The following is an 18,663-nucleotide window of genomic DNA, read 5'->3' as shown; positions in this document are numbered from 1 at the left end:
TGTTTCAAGAAATGTGTATTATTGCAATTTCTTGTGTCCGGATAAAATATTTCCAATTAGAAAGGTAGATAAATAGAATGGATAGACAGAGTTTCACAGATTTAATTCAAACAAAATTTAAAATGGTACGTATTGAAGCGGGCTATACTCAAGATACAATGGCTCAAACAATCGGACTTTCTAAAAAAACATTAGTACAAATTGAAAAAGAAAGAGTCTTACCTAACTGGACGACTTGTGTCTCAATTTGCGCGTTATTTAGAGATTCAGATGTACTCAATAGCACATTTGGTTGCGACCCATTAGAAATCGTTCAAACTATTTCTAGAAATCATTGTGCTTACCCTAATCATGCTACTACAAGTGATATTTATTGGAATACAATCGAAACGCGTAATGGATTTATTTTACAAAGTAATAAAGTAAGTAACATTTACCGAGTATTAAATGCAGATAAGCAACCAATCTTCGGTACTTCTAAAATGAGAGAGGCTGAAACTTACTTTAATAGAAATGCTAAAGAAGAATTACTACATGTATAATTAAAAGTGATAGTAGAATCTTATAATGATTTAATCACTTATTTCAGATGTATTGTCTTAATTAAACAAAATTATTTTTCTACTTAACGATGAAATTCATTTTTGATTTTCATCGTTTTATTTTTAGTAATTTGTATTTATAAGTTTTAAAAGAATGAAGTTAGGTTAATTGATGTTATAATCTAACCACAATTTCAAATTTAAATAGGGAGTTAACAATATGCACGCTTTTTTAGTGATTGCTTTTATGATGATTATAGGGGCTATAATAGGTGGTATAACAAATGTTATAGCGATACGTATGTTATTTCATCCATTTAAACCATATTATATATTTAAAATGAGAATTCCATTCACTCCAGGTTTAATTCCAAAAAGACGTGGAGAAATAGCTGAGAAAATAGGTCAAGTTATCGAAGATCATTTAATTACTGAAGAAATGATTCGTCATAAGTTAAATCAACCACAATCTCAAGATGCGATTCAAGACTTAGTTCTTACTCAAATACAAAAGCTTAAATCTCAAGATGCAACAATTGAAAATTTTGCTCAAGCATTAGACATTAATGTAACTGATTTATTAAATAATAAGGTGAAAACAACTTTGAATGACAAACTTATAAACTTTTATCAACAACATAAGCAAGAGGCATTAACAGCATGTTTGCCAGAGCAATTGTTTGTTTTAGCAGATGATAAAGTAGAAGAATTAGCTGATTTATTATGTGAAAGAGCTAGAAAATATTTGAATTCTGACAAAGGTTCACATGATATATATGAAATGTTAGATACCTTCTTTCAGGAAAAAGGAAAAATTGTAGGTCTTCTACAAATGTTCATGACTAAAGAAAGCATCGCAGAACATATTCAACACGAACTTATTCGATTGACTCAACATCCGAAAGCACGTGTAATTATTAATAAAATCATTCGCAATGAATATGAGACACTTAAGAATAAGCATTTAGAAGAATTAGTTAGTGATGAGCAATTCGAATCTATTTCTAAATCCACGACAGATCTTTTAATCTCATATATTGATCTTAATGGTAAAGCTCGTTTACCAATATATGAACTTGCACCTCAGTTTATTCACTTCCTTGAAAATGAAGCAGCTACTAAAATTACTCAAGTCATTGTTCATAATATTTCACGACATCTTACCAATATAATGAAAAAGATTAATTTGCGACAACTAGTAGAAGATCAAATTAATACATTTGACTTAGATTACATTGAAAAGTTAATTATAGAAATTGCTAATAAAGAATTAAAATTGATTATGTCACTAGGATTTTTACTTGGAGGAATTATTGGTTTCTTCCAAGGTGTAATTGCAATCTTTGTCTAAAGGTGACATATATGTTAAAGTTATTTGTGAGTGGTTAAAACACAAATTAACTCAAAGGAGTGCAAACAACTATGGCAGTAAATTTATACGATTATGCAAATCAATTAGAACAAGCTTTAAGAGACAGTGAAGAATATAAAGCTATTAAAGATGCATTTGCTAAAGTTAAAGAAAACGAAGAATCAAAAAAATTATTCGACGAATTCCGTGAAACTCAAATTAGTTTCCAACAAAAACAAATGCAAGGTGAAGAAATTCCTGAAGAGGATTTACAAAAAGCTCAAGAACAAGCTCAAGCTATCGAAAAAGATGAAAATATCTCTGAATTAATGAATGCTGAGCAAAAAATGAGCCAAGTATTCCAAGAAATTAACCAAATCATCGTAAAACCATTAGATGAAATTTACGCTGACTAAATTTAATACTTTTCTATAAAAGTGAGAAATCATTTTAAATTTTGAATGTCTACAAAGTTACAGACTTTGTAGACATTTTTTATACATTTGTACCTTAGAATACTCTCGTTTACAAATTTATAAACGAGTTCAAAGGTGATACTTTAAAATTTGTATTAACGTCATAGTTTTGAGTAGGTATAAATTTAAAATGAATGTCTTGGTTTGTCGTCGACTGGACTCAAAGTGTTATGGTAAAATAATTTAATATAAAGTAAAGTTATTTTTCATGATACATAGCTTATTAATATATAGTCATTAGTCTGTCTTAATATCAATATTTATAATTTTTATCAACAAATGAAGTATATTCAAATTGCATTATTTCTTTTAACTTTACGGCTTTTATAAGGAGAATTAAACTTATGGTTAAATTTATACACTGTGCTGATTTACACTTAGACAGTCCCTTCAAATCTAAAAGTCATTTAAGCCCTAAAATATTTGAAGATGTACAAAAAAGTGCCTATGAAAGTTTTAAAAATATAGTAGATTTGGCATTAAAAAAAGAAGTAGATTTCATTATCATTGCTGGGGATTTATTCGATAATGAGAATAGAACATTACGTGCGGAAGTCTTTTTAAAAGAACAGTTTGAAAGATTACGTAAAGAACAAGTATTTGTATATGTATGTCATGGTAATCATGATCCTCTATCTTCAAAGATATCTTCAAATTGGCCAAACAACGTTTCAGTTTTCTCAAATCAAGTAGAAACGTATCAAGCGATTACTAAAGATGGGGAAACAATTTTTATACATGGCTTTAGTTATCAAAATGATACAAGTTATGAAAATAAAATTGATGCTTATCCATCAAGCCAAGGTCAAAAAGGGATACATATTGGTGTTTTACATGGCACGTATAGTAAATCCTCAGTCAAAGACCGTTATACAGAATTTAGGTTAGAAGACTTAAATAGTCGATTATACCACTATTGGGCGTTAGGTCATATACATGAACGTGAACAACTCAGTGATATGCCAGTAATTAACTATCCCGGTAATATTCAAGGTAGACATTTTAATGAATTAGGTGAAAAAGGTTGTTTATTAATTGAAGGAGATCATCTTAATTTAACAACACAATTTTATCCTACTCAATTTATTAAATTTGAGGAAGCAACCATTGATACTAATCATACGTCTAAACAAGAGCTATACGAAGATATACAGTCATTCAAAGATAAAGTAAGACCTGAAGGTAAAGCTTTCTATAGATTAAATGTACGCGTAAATAGTGAAGATTTTATTGCACCACAAGACTTGGTTCAAGTTAAAGAGATGATTACAGAGTATGAAGAAAATGAAAATCAGTTTGTGTTTATAGAAGATTTAAATATTAAATATGTTCAAAATGATGAATCACCTCTTGTAAATGAGTTCTCCTCAGATTTGTTGGAAGACACATCGGTCTTTGATTCTGCTATGACGGAATTATACTTAAATCCTCGTGCATCTAAATTCTTAGATGATTATACAGAATTTGATAAAACCGAATTAATTAATCATGCTGAAAGTCTTTTAAAAGATGATATGAGAGGTGAACAAAATGATAATTAAATCACTAGAAATTTATGGATACGGTCAATTTGTTCAACGTAAGATAGACTTTAATAAAGGTTTTACTGAAATTTTTGGTGAAAATGAAGCAGGAAAATCAACGATTCAAGCATTTATACATTCAATTTTATTCGGTTTTCCTACTAAAAAATCTAGAGAACCTCGTTTGGAACCTAGGTTAGGAAATCAATATGGTGGTAAATTAGCTTTAATATTTGACGATGGTACTGAAGCTGAAGTTGAGAGAATTAAAGGTAGCGCTCAAGGTGATGTCAAAGTTTACCTCTCAGATGGTTCTACACGCGACGAGTCATGGCTAAATAAGAAACTCAATTACATTACAAAGAAAACGTATCAAGGTATATTCTCTTTCAACGTTTTAGGGTTACAAGATATTCACCGGAATTTAGATGAAAAACAATTACAAGATTACTTATTACAAGCAGGTGCTTTAGGTTCAACTGAATTTACCAGCATGAGAGATACCATAGGACAAAAGAAAGAAGAATTGTATAAAAAGTCTGGTAAAAATCCAATTATTAACCAACAAATCGAACAACTTAAGCACCTTGAAAGCCAGATACGTGAAGAAGAAAGTAAATTAGACACATATCATTGCTTAGTAGATGAGAGAGATAAATCTTCTCGCAGATTAGAACATTTAAAACAAAATTTAAATCAGTTATCCAAGATGCATGAAGCTAAACAAAAAGAGGTTGCACTGCATGATCAAACGCAAGAATGGAAAGGATTAGAACAAGTTCTAAATATCGAACCTCTAAAATTTCCTGAAAAAGGTATAGACCGTTATGAGACTGCTAAGTCGTTTCAACAATCGCTTGAAAAGGATATTGGTCTTAAAGAAGAACGTTTAGCTCAACTTAAGCAAGAAGCTAAAAATATCTTTCCAGTAGAAACTAAAGATATAGATGCAATTAATTCCTTATATCAACAAGAAAATGAAATTAAACAAAAAGAATATGAGTTGCGTTCAGTTGAAAAAGATATCTCTGATAAACAAAGAGAACAAGAAAGTTTACAAAACACTATTGGGTGGAATGAACCACATCATGAAGTAGATAGTTCTGAAGCTATGAAAAGTCATGTAAGTGAGCAAATTCGTGGTAAGCAAGAACAAAATGCTTATATTTTACAACTAGAACGCGGTCTTGAAGATAATAAAATTGAACGTAATTCTAATAGTAATGAACTTGATCAACTAGAGAAAGAATTAGTTCCTGAGGAAACTTTTGAAAAGAAAAAGGAATATTCACAGCAGGTATTAGAATTACACGAAAAAGAAAACTTATATGAAAAATTAAAAGAATCATTTGAAGAAGAACAAATTCGTAAAAATCAACGTCAAAAATTACTTAGACTTGCATTTATTGCTTTAGCTATCATAGGTGCGGCATTAACTGTATTTTCATTTGTAACGACTAACATGATTTTTGGTATTGTCTTTGCGATTCTAACCGTCATCTTTATCGTAGGTATCTTCTTAGCAAAAACTAAAGATGTTGATTATGGTGTAGCAATGAACCAAGAAATTAATGACTTGGAAAGTCAACTTGAACATTTAGAAAGCAACTACAATTTAGATTTTGATTTAGATCATCAACATCGCATTCGTGAGCAATGGCAAAATGCTATTAAAGCAAAAGAAATGTTAGATGAAAAGAATGCATATTTAAATAAATCTATGGATGAGGCGCAAAATCGTTTAGATTCATTATCAGATAATATTAACAACGTGAAGAAAGAATTATATTTATCTCCTAAGATATCTGATGAACTTATCGTTGAAAGTATTACCTCAATGAGTAATATTAAGTCTCATGATAACTACGTCAAAGAGTTGAATCATAAGCGTAGTCAACTTATGGATGAAATTAATCAATTTTATAAACACGCTAAAGACGTAACGAGTCCACATTTTAGTCATTTTAATACAATGTCGTTCTTCCACGATGTTAATCAATGGCTAAAAAATGCTAAAGACAACAACGATAATTGGCATAAGAATCAAAAAGAAACACAGTTATTAACAAATGAGCTCAAGCATCTTAAATCACGCTTAAGTGAAAATAAAAATATCATCAAAGAGCTATTTGATTTCGTCAATGTTGAAGATGAGGAAAGTTATTATTCACATCATCAAGATTACGAAACGTATCATAGTAACTTAAATAGATTTAATGATTTAACTCAATACTTAGAGAACCAAAATTACTCATATGAAATGAGTTCTAAATTAAGTGAAAAAACAACCGCTCAATTAGACGAAGAAGATGATACATTAGCGAGACAAGTAGATCAATATAACGATCAATATTTAAATATGCAAGCTGAAGTCAGTGATTTAACTGCTCAAATTAATCATATGGAAACAGATTCGACACTTGCACAATTAAGACATAAATATTACAGTTTAAAAAATAGACTAAATGATATCGCTAAAGATTGGGCAAGCTTAAGTTATCTTCAAAATTTAGTAGAAGAACATATTAAGCAAATCAAAGATAAGCGTTTACCACAAGTTATCCAAGAAGCTGTATCTATATTCAAGTATCTTACAAATGGTGCATATACAATGATTAATTATACTGAAGATGATTCAATTCATGTCAAACATGATAATGGACAAGTTTTCGAACCTGTTGAACTAAGTCAATCTACAAAAGAATTATTGTATGTTGCTCTTAGAATTAGTTTAATTAAAGTATTAAAACCATACTATCCATTCCCAATTATTGTGGATGACGCATTTGTTCATTTTGACAAACATAGAAAAGAAAGAATGTTAAATTATTTAAGAGAATTATCTCAAAATTATCAAGTGCTTTACTTTACATGCACTAAAGATAATATTATCCCTTCAAAAGAAATGATTATTCTTAATAAACTAGAGGAAGGCGGGAAAAAATGAGAAATGTAGAAAATTTAAATCCCGGCGATTCAGTTGATCACTTTTTCTTAATTCATCGTGCAACTCAGGGTGTCACTGCTCAAGGTAAAGATTACATGACACTTTACCTCCAAGATAAAAGTGGTGATATAGAAGCGAAATTATGGACTGCCACGAAAGAGGATATGCAGAACCTTAAACCTGAAGAAATTGTTCATGTTAAAGGCGATGTGATTAATTATCGTGGTCGTAAACAGATGAAAGTTAATCAAGTGCGTTTAGCTAAACCTGAAGACAATTTATCAACTAAAGATTTTGTTGATGGAGCACCTATGACGCCTGATGAAATTAAAGAAGCGCTTTCGCATTTTATGTTAGATATTGAAAACGCAAATTTACAACGTATAACGCGTCATTTAATAAAGAAATATCAAGACCGTTTCTTTACGTATCCAGCAGCAAGTTCACATCATCATAATTTTGCAAGCGGTCTAAGCTATCACGTTTTAACTATGTTACGTATTGCTAAGTCAATCTGTGATATTTATCCGCTATTAAATAGAAGCTTATTATATAGTGCGATTATTTTACATGACTTAGGAAAGGTCAGAGAGTTAAGTGGACCAGTTGCAACGACTTATACTGTCGAAGGTAATTTGCTAGGCCATATTTCTATTGCTAGTGATGAAGTAGCTGAATCGGCTAAAGAATTAGGTATTGAAGGTGAAGAAGTGATGTTATTAAGACATATGATCTTAGCACACCACGGTAAAATGGAATTCGGGTCACCTAAACTACCTCATTTGAAAGAAGCTGAAATTTTATTCTTTATTGATAATATTGATGCAAAAATGAACATGTTTGAGAAAGCATTTAAGAAAACGGATAAAGGTCAATTTACTGAACGCATTTTTGGTTTAGAAAATCGCCAATTCTATAATCCTACAAGTTTAGATTAAATATTTTTAGTGCAAAGCTATCTTTGTAAAGTTGCTACAGAGTCGGGATTGATTCAAGTGGTATTATGATACAACGGGCTTTGCACTTTTTTATATTCAAATTTAATTAGCTAAAGTTCAGTGTTATAATAAATAGGTCGCCTATCTTCTCTTCTCAGGCGTCAATATGACAAGGGAAGGAGGTGCATATATGTTATTTGATATCTTTGTACACATCATGGCCACGGCAACCAGTGGTTGTATCGTTGCTTTATTCGCGCATTGGCTACGCACTCGCAACGATAAACGTAAATAGGCGACAACTAAAATAAGCCACACCAAAAAATCCCCTCACTACTGCCATAGTGAGGGGATTTGGTGCATATATGCTTGATATCCTTGTTAATTGTATTATAACACTTTCTAGATAAAATGCAAAACTTATATCAATCACATCAATGAGTTATTGATTATGACCCACTACTTGTTAAACCTGCAGAGCCTGAACCAGAGGCACCACCTTGTGAAGATTGCTGTTGCTGCTGTTGTTGTTTAATTTTATCTGGATCTAAAATTGAATTTTCAACAGCTTTTTTAATATCTCTATCTTTGTAATCAACTTTATAATCATCTAATAAATCTTTATAAGCATCTGTTAACAATTTAGGTTTTTTCTGTACTTTTTGTTCAATAATTTTTTCTTTAAGGTTAGATTTTTCTTTATTAAAGTCATTTTCTTTATCAGCTATAATGATATGATAACCATAATCAGTTTTAACTACTTTAGAAACTTGACCTTCTTTTAATTTAAATAGCGCTTTTTCGAAGCTATCTACCATTTGACCTTTAATTACATAACCTAATGAACCATCTTTCTTAGCTGAAGAACTATCCATAGATTCTTTTTTAGCGATTTCACCAAATTTACTAGGATTTTTTTCTACTTCTTTTTGGATTTTTTCAGCTTTTTCTTTTGCTTTTTTATCTGAAAGACCTTCTTTATCACTAGATTTAGATTTTACTTTTATTAAAATATGAGAAGCTTTTTTAGAATTATCTTTAATATCTTTATCAGAGACTTTCACTTTATCTAGTAATAATTGTTTTTGATAAGCAGAAAGTTTTTTCTGTTCTTTATAATCATCTAATGACATACCTTGCTGTTTAAGCATGCTTTCAAATTGATCTTTACCGCCATATTGTTTTTCTTCTTTCTTAATATCTTCATCAACGTCTTTAGTATCGACTTTATCTTTGTATTTATCAGCTAAGATTTTATTTAAAACAATGTTAAATGAAGTATTAGCAATTTGTTCATTTCCGATTTTCTTCATCACGTCAGCGACTTTTACATCTCCTGCTTTAGAAGAAATCAATGTATTATCTTTAGATTCTGTTGCATTTGAGCCACAAGCACCAAGTAACAGCGCGCTAGCGGTCACGGGAACAATAATTTTATTCATCAATTTCATAAGTTGATAGCTCCTTTATGTATTAATCATCGTAAATATAACATATTATTTAGAGACTACCAATTAGAAACCCCCGTCCTAAGACTATAGTATGACTAGGATGGGGGGAGTTGATTAAATATTATATATTTTAATTTTGCATATTTTATTAATATTTATGAAAACTAAATACAATTACGCAAAAGATGGTAATACTCATAACTAGAGCGATGTTCTAGTTGATTTAGGATTATTCACTTTGTTTAAAATATGTAGACCAGATTGATGTTCTTCTACATAGTGACCATAATTTGAGAAAAGTAAGATTTTCAAATATAAAATATCCATCATAGAAAAGCCAATATTTAATGATAATAAAAACATAAAATAATGACCATATTGAGGTAGATGAATACTTAACAGAACAAAAATGCCAGTTAATAATAATATAGGTAAAATTAAATTTATACAAAAATATACTTTATGGACAGGCGTATTAACATACGTATTAAAATATGGCAGCCATTTCTTTTTAACTAATTTATGGACTCTAAAAGATTTATAGAATGGCAAAAAGAAAACAAGATGCATGATTTTATGAATGGGATACATTAAAATTATAAAGATTAATAAAATGATAAAATGTCGATCTGATAAAGGAGTATCAGAGAAATAGTACATAATTTCATAGCTTACTAAAAAGGTAATAATAGTTGCTACTATACTCATGAAAGCAATTCTTTGAATTCCAAATCTTGCGTGTATATCAATTTGTCGAGTGCATAAATACATAGTGTAAGCCTCATCTCTGTGTTAATGTTCGATACGTATTATCTACGTGTTCACAGGAATAGTCAAGGGGCAGTTTAATTTACAAAAAAGAAGTTGATAAAGTCATTAATGAAGCTAGTGTTAAAATGTCTATAAGAAATTATGATTAAGTAAAATAAAAAAGCTATGGCATCATGCCATAGCTAATGAAATTACTTATCTTTAGAGAATGCGTTACTTATATCTTCTCCACGGTTTTGTAAATTTTCAATATGAGTTTGGAGCTTTTCGATATTAGGGTTAATATCAGATTTAAAGTTACCAATTAACTCTTTAAACTCATCTCCAATTGAACTACCATATTCAACACTTTCATTCTTAATTTGAGAACCATAATTAAGAATATCATTAAATGTTTGTTTCATAGTTTCAATTTCTCGTTCAAGTTCAGATTGTGCTCCTGTAGGTTGGCTCGCATCAATTGTATTATGTTTGACACTTTGGTCGTCACGATTTCTTAATGCTACTGCAAATCCTGCTGCAGCACCTACACCTAAGCCAAATAATATTCTTGTGACTTTCATTTTTTATTCTCCTCACTTTATATGTCGGATATTTGTATTATTTTTATCATACCCAGTATAACAAGGAATATGCACGATTAATCAAATTGTGCTTGAATTTGTTCAGCAATTTCTTTTTTAGCGTCGTCATTAATTGTATCTTCATGCGTTTCCCACTTATATCCAAAGCCATCGATATCATTTTCATATCTTGGGATAAGATGGAAGTGAAGATGAAATACAGACTGATCTGCAAACTCTCCATTATTTTGAATGATATTTAATCCATCTGGGTTAAAAGCGGCTTTAATAGCATTGGCTACCTTAGGTAAAGCCACTCCAATATGTTTCATTGTTTCTTCATCAGTCTCAAAAATATTAGTAGAAACTTTTTTAGGAACTAATAATGTGTGACCTTTTGTCACTTGTGAAATATCTAGAAAAGCATAAACGTAGTCATTTTCATAAATTTTAAAGCTTGGAATTTCTCCAGAAATAATTTTACTGAAAATAGTTTCTGACATAACAATGACACTCCTCTTTATCATTTGTTAGTCATTATTATAGCATTACTCAATTTAAAACAACATGATAGCAATGATTATTTTAGGTTAAAACATTATTTTTTGGTACAATAGTTTGCATGGAGGTGCCTTATGACAGTAAAAGTTGAACATCTTACAGGCGGATATGGAAAACGTCCTGTAATCAAAGATATAAATTTTGAATTAAAAAAAGGCGAAATTGTTGGTTTAATTGGTCTTAACGGTGCAGGAAAAAGTACAACAATTAAACACATGTTAGGACTTCTTAATCCAATGGAAGGTTCATTATCCATTTCTGATACAAATATTAATGATGACATTGAAGTATATAGAAGAAAATTATCATATATTCCAGAAGCACCAGTGATTTATGAAGAACTTACATTAGAAGAGCATATAGAGATGACTGCTATGGCCTATCAACTAAGTAGGGAAGAGGCAATGCGTCGTGCTGAGCCACTTTTAAAAGTATTTCGTTTAGAAAATGAATTAAAAGTCTTTCCAAGTCATTTCTCAAAAGGAATGAAACAAAAGGTCATGATCATTTGCGCTTTCATCGTTGATCCAGAATTGTATATCATCGATGAGCCATTCTTAGGTCTCGATCCTTTAGGAATACAATCAATGCTTGATTTAATGGTTGAAAAGAAAAACGAAAATCGAACTGTCTTAATGAGTACACATATACTTGCTACAGCGGAACGTTACTGTGATAGATTTATTATTTTAGATCAAGGGAAAGTTGTTGCGTTTGGTAACTTAGATGAACTACGTGAACAAACAGGTCTGTATGATAGAACCTTAGATGATATTTATATACATGTTACACAAGGTGGCAATGCCAATGAATAATCAATCATTATCTCTGTTTAATCGGAGATATAAAGCGATTCGTAAAGAAAAAAGTTACTATAACAAATTCATTTTTAATGGTCATTTCACGGTGTTTTTACTTATATTGTTAGGTGCATTTATTTTTGGATATGGTGAATGGCTACAACATATACCACAACATATTGATTATGCACTATTTGCAAGTATTGCTGTAGCATTAGTTTCATTATTTCCAATTCGAACACTTTTAAAAGACGCAGATAAAATTTTTCTATTACCATTTGAAAAACATATGAAAGATTATATGCAAGTAAGTTTAATATATAGTTATAGTTCAAGAATTTTTTTACAAGTCATACTTCTTATTATACTATTTCCTTTATTTTATAGATTAAATGATAACCATTTTGCATTTTATATTGTATTTGCTATAAGTGCTATCATTTTTCCTTATTTAGGATTACTTGTTAAATGGCAGTGGTTAAAGCTAAATCTTTCAAGTTGGACAATTAATTTATTATTATTTGTACTATTTGGTATAACATTTTATTTAATTTTAAGATTTCATAATTACTTTGCTATTATATTTATTTTCATCGTAGGGGTATTGTTATTGATTTTAAAATTGAATAGCAAAAAGCAATTATTTCCTTGGGAGAGAATGATAGCGATTGAGCAACAAAAACATACGAATTATTATAAATTTGTAAATATGTTTACTGATGTGAAACATTTAAGAGAGTCAGCAGTACGTAGAAGTTATTTAGATTTCATATTACCCACTCCAAAAGGTAACAAGTTTAATGAAAATCGTATGTACTTATTCTTATTTGTAAGAAGCTTTGTAAGAGGACGAGACGCGTTCAGTATCATTCTTCGATTAGTGATTATAGCACTCGTTTTAATGTTATGGTTATCAAATCCAATCGTATCTCTAATTATAGGAAGCTTATTTATGTATATTACATTATTACAAATGGCTCAGTTCTATACTCAACAAGCATATGGTTTATGGCCACAAGTATGGCCAGTCCCTGATACGAAAGTTATCAAAGGATATGAACAATTTTTATACCGATTAATGATCGGTGTAGGTATTATCTTTACAATAGTATTTGTTATAAAACATCCTACATTGTTCTTCTTTGCTTTACTTTTCTATATTGTAGGGTGGTTAACAATAAGAAGTACCATTAAAAAGTTAAAATATCAGGAAACTTTATTAAGAGACTAAAAAAAGTTCTTAGCGTTCAATACAATACGCTAAGAACTTTTTATTTTGATATTAGTTTTCATCAATTGGATACAAGTATCTTTCAAAATAACTTGAATGTTGACCACTTGCTCCAAAGAATTGACTTAAAGCTACTTTAGAAAAATTATCATTAAATAATTCTGAAGCCTTGAAGTCTTCATAGGCAGTGCGATTTGCGAAGCCAAAGTATATTTTATAAGTATTACCTTCTAAAGGTTTTAATAATCGATAACTTTTGAATCCAGCGAATGAATCAAAAGGTGCGCCTAAGTGCAATAATTTTTTCTCTAGTTGATTACTATGATCCTCTGAAGAGGGAATGAACAAAGCACAGTAGAAATGATTTTCGTTAAATTCTCCAACTTGGTAGAGTACATTGTAAGAACTAGGATGTTTTAAAACTGACTTATCTTCAGTTTCTTCTAAAATGACTGATGTATCGGAAGCAGAAAACTGACATAGGTCATGATCTGGATTATTCAATTTAATTTGATTTAAGAATCCATATGTCCCATAAGATGTATATAAATTCATGATACAAACCTCCCTTGTTTTGTCTTATTATACGATTATAAAATTCCTTTTGCTACTGCAAAAGTTCAGATTTTCTAATTAAAAGTAATAGAATTCATCCTAAATTTACAAATTTAACTAAAAATAAAATTAAATATATAATTTAACGTTATTAGAATATCTAGGAATTACTTACCCGTTTTTTAATAAAAATAAAGTATATTTTTAAAGTTTATAAAGCTAGGTTTTATAAATAAAAGTACTATGTCTTTTTTATGACATTTAAGCATAATAAAATACGAAATTGTATACAATATGCTATTATAGATAAGAATGATTTTAATGTAGGAGGACGCTAGGGTGCATAGTAAAAACGATACGATATTAAAGACAATAAAAGGTGAATCAACGTCACACACTCCAGTTTGGTTTATGAGACAAGCAGGACGTTCTCAACCTGAGTATCGCAAACTTAAAGAAAAATATTCACTTTTTGAAATTACGCATCAACCAGAATTATGTGCGTATGTTACGCATTTACCTGTAGATAATTACAATACTGATGCGGCTGTTCTTTATAAGGATATTATGACACCTTTAAAACCCATAGGTGTAGATGTAGAAATTAAATCTGGTATTGGACCAGTGATTTCAAACCCTATTAAGTCAGTACAAGATGTTGAAAAATTATCTCAGATAGATCCTAAAAGAGATGTACCTTATGTTTTAGAAACAATCAAATTGCTTACAGAGGAAAAATTGAATGTACCGTTGATTGGTTTTACAGGTGCGCCGTTCACATTAGCCTCTTATATGATTGAAGGGGGTCCTTCTAAAAATTATAATTTTACTAAAGCCATGATGTATGGAGACGAACCTACATGGTTTGCACTAATGGACCATCTTGTAGATGTGTCAATCACATATGTAGTCGCTCAAATTGAGGCTGGTGCTGAATTAATACAAATCTTTGATTCTTGGGTAGGAGCACTAAACGTCCAAGACTATAATTATTATATCAAGCCAGCTATGAAGAAATTAGTGAGTGGTATCAAAGCTCATTATGATGTACCTGTGATACTTTTCGGGGTAGGCGCAAGTCATTTAATTAATGAATGGAATGATTTACCTATTGATGTTTTAGGTCTAGATTGGAGAACATCTATTAATCAGGCTGATCAAATGGGAGTAAACAAGACACTACAAGGTAATCTCGACCCTTCATTATTATTAGCACCATGGGATGTTATCGAATCACGACTAAAAGATATTCTTGATCAAGGAATGGTGCGTGGCAAGCATATATTTAACTTAGGTCACGGTGTATTTCCGGAAGTTCAACCTGAGACATTAAGAAAAGTGAGTAAATTCGTTCACAACTATACTCAAAAATAGTTCTTTCGAAGATTTGGTGTCGCTCCAAACCTAAATAAAGTAACGATAACTAACAATTAAAGGAAGGTTTTATCAATGAGTAAAACAATTGGATTATTAGTGATGGCGTACGGTACACCATACAAAGAGAGTGATATCGAGCCTTATTATACTGATATTAGACACGGTAAAAGACCAACTGAAGAAGAACTACAAGATTTAAAACAACGCTATGAATTTATCGGAGGGTTATCACCTTTAGCAGGAACAACAGATCGACAAGCTGAGGCATTAACTAAAGCTTTAAATGAAACGTATGACAATGTTGAATTTAAATTATATTTAGGATTAAAACATATCTCTCCTTATATTGAAGAAGCCGTAGAAAAAATGCATAAAGATGGCATTGATGAAGCTGTAACAGTTGTGCTCGCGCCACATTATTCAAGTTTTTCAGTAGGTTCTTATGATAACCGCGCACAAGAAGAAGCAGATAAATATGGCATTAAATTGACTCATATTAAACATTATTATCACCAACCAAAATTTATTAAATATTGGACAGATAAAATTAATGAAACGTTAAATCAAATTCCTGAAGAAGAGCACGATGAAACAGTTTTAATCGTTTCAGCACATAGTTTACCTAAAGGTCTGATTGAACGTAATAATGATCCATATCCCAAAGAATTACATGAAACAGCTCAAATTCTTAAACAAGACTCCAATATTGTTCATGTAGCAGAAGGTTGGCAATCTGAAGGAAATACTGGTACACCTTGGTTAGGACCTGATGTTCAAGATCTTACGCGAGAATTATATCAAGAACATCATTTCAAAAACTTTATTTATACACCAGTAGGATTTGTTTGTGAGCATTTAGAAGTGCTCTATGACAATGACTACGAATGTAAAGTAGTATGTGATGAAATTGGCGCTAAATACTATCGTCCTGAAATGCCTAATACAAACCCGCTATTTATAGGAGCAATTGTTGACGAAATTAAAGCTCATTTTTAAAATTAAGTTAAAGCATTAATAAAGTGATGACAGAATTCCTCCAGTATAACGGGGGAATTCATTTTTTGAGAGAGATAAATTAAAAAATTTGATACATTTTCATGATAGATTCAGGTGGATTTGAAAGGAAGCGTGAAAAAGTTGAGTAAAAAAATTGCGATTATCGGCGCAGGTATTACTGGTTTATCGAGTGCGTATTTTATAAAAAAACAAGATCCAACTATAGAAGTAACGATATTTGAAGCCTCTAATCGTCCTGGAGGTAAAATTCAAACATATCGACATGAAGGGTATACTATTGAGTTAGGTCCAGAATCCTATCTAGGACGTAAAACTATCATGACAGATATGGCTAAAGATATTGGTCTAGAAAATGACTTAATTACTAATACTACGGGTCAATCGTATATATACGCTAAAAATAAATTATTTCCTATACCAGGTGGCTCTATTATGGGCATTCCAACAGATATAAAGCCATTTATTAAAACGAAGCTTATTTCTCCAATTGGTAAATTAAGAGCTGGAATTGACTTGTTTAAGAAACCGATTCAAATCGAGGATGATATTTCTGTCGGCGACTTTTTCAGAAAAAGACTAGGAGATGAAGTATTAGAAAATCTCATTGAACCTTTAATGGGTGGCATATATGGTACTAATATAGATGAATTAAGTTTAATGAGTACATTTCCAAACTTTAAAGAAAAAGAAGAACAATTTGGCAGTTTGATTAAAGGAATGAAAGATGAGAAAGAACAACGTATTAAACATCGCCAACTATACCCAGGGGCACCTAAAGGACAATTTAAACAGTTTAGACATGGTTTAAGTTCATTTATAGAAGCATTGGCAGAAAATGTTCAGAATAAGGGAGTAAATATTCGTTATAATACTCAAGTACGTGACATTAAAGTTTCTCAGAAAGATTATGAAATTTTACTCGAAGATAGTAGTGAAACATTTGATGGGGTACTTGTTACTACACCACAACAAGTATTTATGAAATGGTTTAGCCATGATCCTGCCTTTGATTACTTTAATAAGATGGACTCGACTACTGTTGCAACAGTGGTTATGGCTTTTGATGAAAAGAATATAGAGAATACGTATGATGGTACTGGATTCGTTATAGCTAGAACGAGTCAAACAGATATTACAGCTTGTACTTGGACTTCGAAAAAATGGCCGTTTACTACACCTGAAGGTAAAGTATTAATTAGAGCTTATGTAGGTAAACCAGGCGACACTGTAGTAGATGACCATACTGATGATGAAATTGTATCAATTGTTCGTAAAGATTTAAGGAAAATGATGACATTCAAGGGTGATCCTGACTTTACGATAGTGAATCGTTTGCCTAAAAGTATGCCTCAATATCACGTAGGGCATATAAAAAATATCAAGATAATTCAACAACATATAAAGAATACTTATCCTAGATTAAGAATTACTGGAGCACCTTTTGAAGCGGTAGGTTTACCTGATTGTATTCAACAAGGAAAAAATGCTGTTGAAGAAATTTTAGAAGAAATTTAGATGATGTAAAACACTTTAATGAGAATGGTATGATTTAAATCTAAGAAGCGGTGAGATAGATAAATCATTTGAATATCATTTCTTTTTAAAGTGTTTTTATTTTAAAATAAGAATTAAATGAATCAATCGTTGAATGAGGTGTTGAAAAATGACTGACGTGATTATAATCCATTCAAAATATGGGAATGCCACAAATCATTGGTATGAGTGGTTAAAGCATAATTTAACTTTAGAAGGTTATCATGTGACGTTGTTTAATTTAGAGGCAGATGACCATGCAAAAATTGATGAATGGGTAAGACAAATGAAAGAACAAATTGAAATTCGTAAATATGATACTTATTTTGTAACCCATGGTTTTGGTACGATAGCTGCACTAAAATATATTGAGGGGACTCATCATCATATTGAAGGATTGTTTAGTATTGCAGGTTTCAAAGAAGATGCCCATGATATTGATGAGAATGTCAACTTAGAGGGCATATCAATAGATTATGAAAAAGTTAAATCTCAAGTCGATCATTTTTACGGACTTACATCTAAAGATGATAAATATGTTTCTTATAAAGAGACTAAAAGGTTGATGGATACGTTGGAAGGTAAGATTCGAATAGTCGATGAAGGTGGACACTTTTTAGAGGATGAAGGTTTTAAAACATTTACTTCTTTACAATCTAGAATGCAAGGTTACATGACTAAGTAAGTATATATCTAAAGGTAGAGCACAAGTTGTTTAATAGGTGATTATCAAGGTATCTCATATATCTTTTAGTAAAGAATAATATAAAAAGATATATGAGGTTAATTTTTACACAATTTAATTCCAAAACAATATTGACGAAATGTGTTGGAGTTTATATACTAATAAAGTACTTAATTAAAGCGTCATTCATTTCAATTATTGCAAATAGGTTTGAAGTTGAAATGAACAAAATGTTAATTTTCTTTAAAAAAGTATTGACATTGTAAAGAAGAAAATGGTAAGATTATAAGGTAGTCAAAAATAATATTAGCGCGGGATGGAGCAGTTCGGTAGCTCGTCGGG

18 protein-coding genes are annotated in these 18,663 nt (G+C 30.6%); 13 read left to right on the top strand and 5 right to left on the bottom strand.

The genetic code is table 11. The features are described 5' to 3' along the window. The first annotated feature begins 77 nt into the window (after nucleotides 1-77). The 7 genes from HMPREF2642_RS11245 to HMPREF2642_RS11215 all read left to right on the top strand — a co-directional run bounded on the left by HMPREF2642_RS11245 (nucleotide 78) and on the right by HMPREF2642_RS11215 (nucleotide 8,072). On the top strand, nucleotides 78-542 hold the full coding sequence (locus HMPREF2642_RS11245) for an XRE family transcriptional regulator XdrA (protein ID WP_002434804.1): 465 nt from the start codon (nucleotides 78-80) through the stop codon (nucleotides 540-542). Between the two features lie 220 nt (nucleotides 543-762). Next, entirely contained in the window at nucleotides 763-1,893 is a 1,131-nt protein-coding gene (locus HMPREF2642_RS11240) for a DUF445 domain-containing protein (RefSeq protein ID WP_049428019.1), read from the top strand. Nucleotides 1,894-1,964: 71 nt separating this feature from the next. Then, nucleotides 1,965-2,309 carry a YlbF/YmcA family competence regulator gene (locus tag HMPREF2642_RS11235; RefSeq protein ID WP_002434673.1) on the top strand — a complete coding sequence of 115 codons (345 nt, stop codon included), beginning with the start codon at nucleotides 1,965-1,967 and terminating at the stop codon, nucleotides 2,307-2,309. Nucleotides 2,310-2,713: 404 nt separating this feature from the next. After that, nucleotides 2,714-3,910, top strand: a complete 1,197-nt coding sequence (locus tag HMPREF2642_RS11230) for a metallophosphoesterase family protein (RefSeq protein ID WP_049428021.1) — start codon at nucleotides 2,714-2,716, stop codon at nucleotides 3,908-3,910. After that, on the top strand, nucleotides 3,900-6,839 hold the full coding sequence (locus HMPREF2642_RS11225; protein WP_070597883.1) for an ATP-binding protein: 2,940 nt from the start codon (nucleotides 3,900-3,902) through the stop codon (nucleotides 6,837-6,839). Before HMPREF2642_RS11230 ends, HMPREF2642_RS11225 begins: the two co-directional genes overlap by 11 nt. Continuing rightward, entirely contained in the window at nucleotides 6,836-7,777 is a 942-nt protein-coding gene (yhaM, locus tag HMPREF2642_RS11220) for a 3'-5' exoribonuclease YhaM (protein ID WP_002434737.1), read from the top strand. The genes HMPREF2642_RS11225 and yhaM overlap by 4 nt, the downstream gene beginning before the upstream one ends. A gap of 190 nt (nucleotides 7,778-7,967) precedes the next feature. Beyond that, a complete protein-coding gene (locus tag HMPREF2642_RS11215) occupies nucleotides 7,968-8,072 on the top strand; it encodes a type I toxin-antitoxin system Fst family toxin (protein ID WP_030063529.1) in 105 nt (34 codons plus the stop codon). Between the two features lie 154 nt (nucleotides 8,073-8,226). Here HMPREF2642_RS11215 and HMPREF2642_RS11210 read toward each other — a convergent pair whose 3' ends face one another. The 4 genes from HMPREF2642_RS11210 to HMPREF2642_RS11195 form a co-directional block, all read right to left on the bottom strand. After that, a complete protein-coding gene (locus tag HMPREF2642_RS11210) occupies nucleotides 8,227-9,228 on the bottom strand; it encodes a peptidylprolyl isomerase PrsA (protein ID WP_070597882.1) in 1,002 nt (333 codons plus the stop codon). Nucleotides 9,229-9,429: 201 nt separating this feature from the next. Continuing rightward, nucleotides 9,430-9,999: a DUF3267 domain-containing protein gene (locus tag HMPREF2642_RS11205; protein WP_070597881.1), complete on the bottom strand. Its 570-nt coding sequence runs from the start codon at nucleotides 9,997-9,999 to the stop codon at nucleotides 9,430-9,432. A 191-nt stretch (nucleotides 10,000-10,190) separates the two neighbouring features. Then, nucleotides 10,191-10,562 carry a YtxH domain-containing protein gene (locus HMPREF2642_RS11200; protein WP_049428031.1) on the bottom strand — a complete coding sequence of 124 codons (372 nt, stop codon included), beginning with the start codon at nucleotides 10,560-10,562 and terminating at the stop codon, nucleotides 10,191-10,193. 77 nt (nucleotides 10,563-10,639) lie between these two features. After that, the gene (locus HMPREF2642_RS11195; protein ID WP_049428034.1) at nucleotides 10,640-11,065 is read right to left on the bottom strand and encodes an HIT family protein; all 426 of its coding nucleotides are present in this window, start codon (nucleotides 11,063-11,065) and stop codon (nucleotides 10,640-10,642) included. A 132-nt stretch (nucleotides 11,066-11,197) separates the two neighbouring features. Here HMPREF2642_RS11195 and HMPREF2642_RS11190 point away from each other — a divergent pair, with 132 nt between their 5' ends. Both HMPREF2642_RS11190 and HMPREF2642_RS11185 read left to right on the top strand, forming a co-directional pair. Further along, nucleotides 11,198-11,938: an ABC transporter ATP-binding protein EcsA gene (locus tag HMPREF2642_RS11190; RefSeq protein ID WP_002453567.1), complete on the top strand. Its 741-nt coding sequence runs from the start codon at nucleotides 11,198-11,200 to the stop codon at nucleotides 11,936-11,938. Next, nucleotides 11,931-13,154, top strand: a complete 1,224-nt coding sequence (locus HMPREF2642_RS11185; protein WP_049428036.1) for an ABC transporter permease EcsB — start codon at nucleotides 11,931-11,933, stop codon at nucleotides 13,152-13,154. Before HMPREF2642_RS11190 ends, HMPREF2642_RS11185 begins: the two co-directional genes overlap by 8 nt. A 51-nt stretch (nucleotides 13,155-13,205) precedes the next feature. Here HMPREF2642_RS11185 and traP read toward each other — a convergent pair whose 3' ends face one another. Beyond that, complete coding sequence (gene traP, locus HMPREF2642_RS11180; RefSeq protein ID WP_070597880.1) at nucleotides 13,206-13,709, bottom strand: signal transduction protein TRAP; 504 nt, start codon at nucleotides 13,707-13,709, stop codon at nucleotides 13,206-13,208. Nucleotides 13,710-14,048: 339 nt separating this feature from the next. Here traP and hemE point away from each other — a divergent pair, with 339 nt between their 5' ends. The 4 genes from hemE to HMPREF2642_RS11160 all read left to right on the top strand — a co-directional run bounded on the left by hemE (nucleotide 14,049) and on the right by HMPREF2642_RS11160 (nucleotide 18,321). Then, complete coding sequence (hemE, locus tag HMPREF2642_RS11175; RefSeq protein WP_002434872.1) at nucleotides 14,049-15,083, top strand: uroporphyrinogen decarboxylase; 1,035 nt, start codon at nucleotides 14,049-14,051, stop codon at nucleotides 15,081-15,083. Nucleotides 15,084-15,158: 75 nt separating this feature from the next. Then, nucleotides 15,159-16,082: a ferrochelatase gene (hemH, locus tag HMPREF2642_RS11170; protein ID WP_002434744.1), complete on the top strand. Its 924-nt coding sequence runs from the start codon at nucleotides 15,159-15,161 to the stop codon at nucleotides 16,080-16,082. A gap of 141 nt (nucleotides 16,083-16,223) precedes the next feature. Continuing rightward, on the top strand, nucleotides 16,224-17,618 hold the full coding sequence (gene hemY / locus HMPREF2642_RS11165) for a protoporphyrinogen oxidase (protein ID WP_070597879.1): 1,395 nt from the start codon (nucleotides 16,224-16,226) through the stop codon (nucleotides 17,616-17,618). A 148-nt stretch (nucleotides 17,619-17,766) separates the two neighbouring features. Beyond that, nucleotides 17,767-18,321 (top strand): RBBP9/YdeN family alpha/beta hydrolase, encoded by a 555-nt coding sequence (locus tag HMPREF2642_RS11160; protein WP_002434723.1) that lies wholly within the window; start codon nucleotides 17,767-17,769, stop codon nucleotides 18,319-18,321. The last annotated feature ends 342 nt before the right edge of the window (nucleotides 18,322-18,663 follow it).

Source organism: Staphylococcus sp. HMSC055A09 (genome assembly GCF_001809655.1).
Classification (GTDB): Bacteria; Bacillota; Bacilli; order Staphylococcales; family Staphylococcaceae; genus Staphylococcus; species Staphylococcus capitis.
This window is presented reverse-complemented; position numbering and strand designations above follow the sequence as displayed.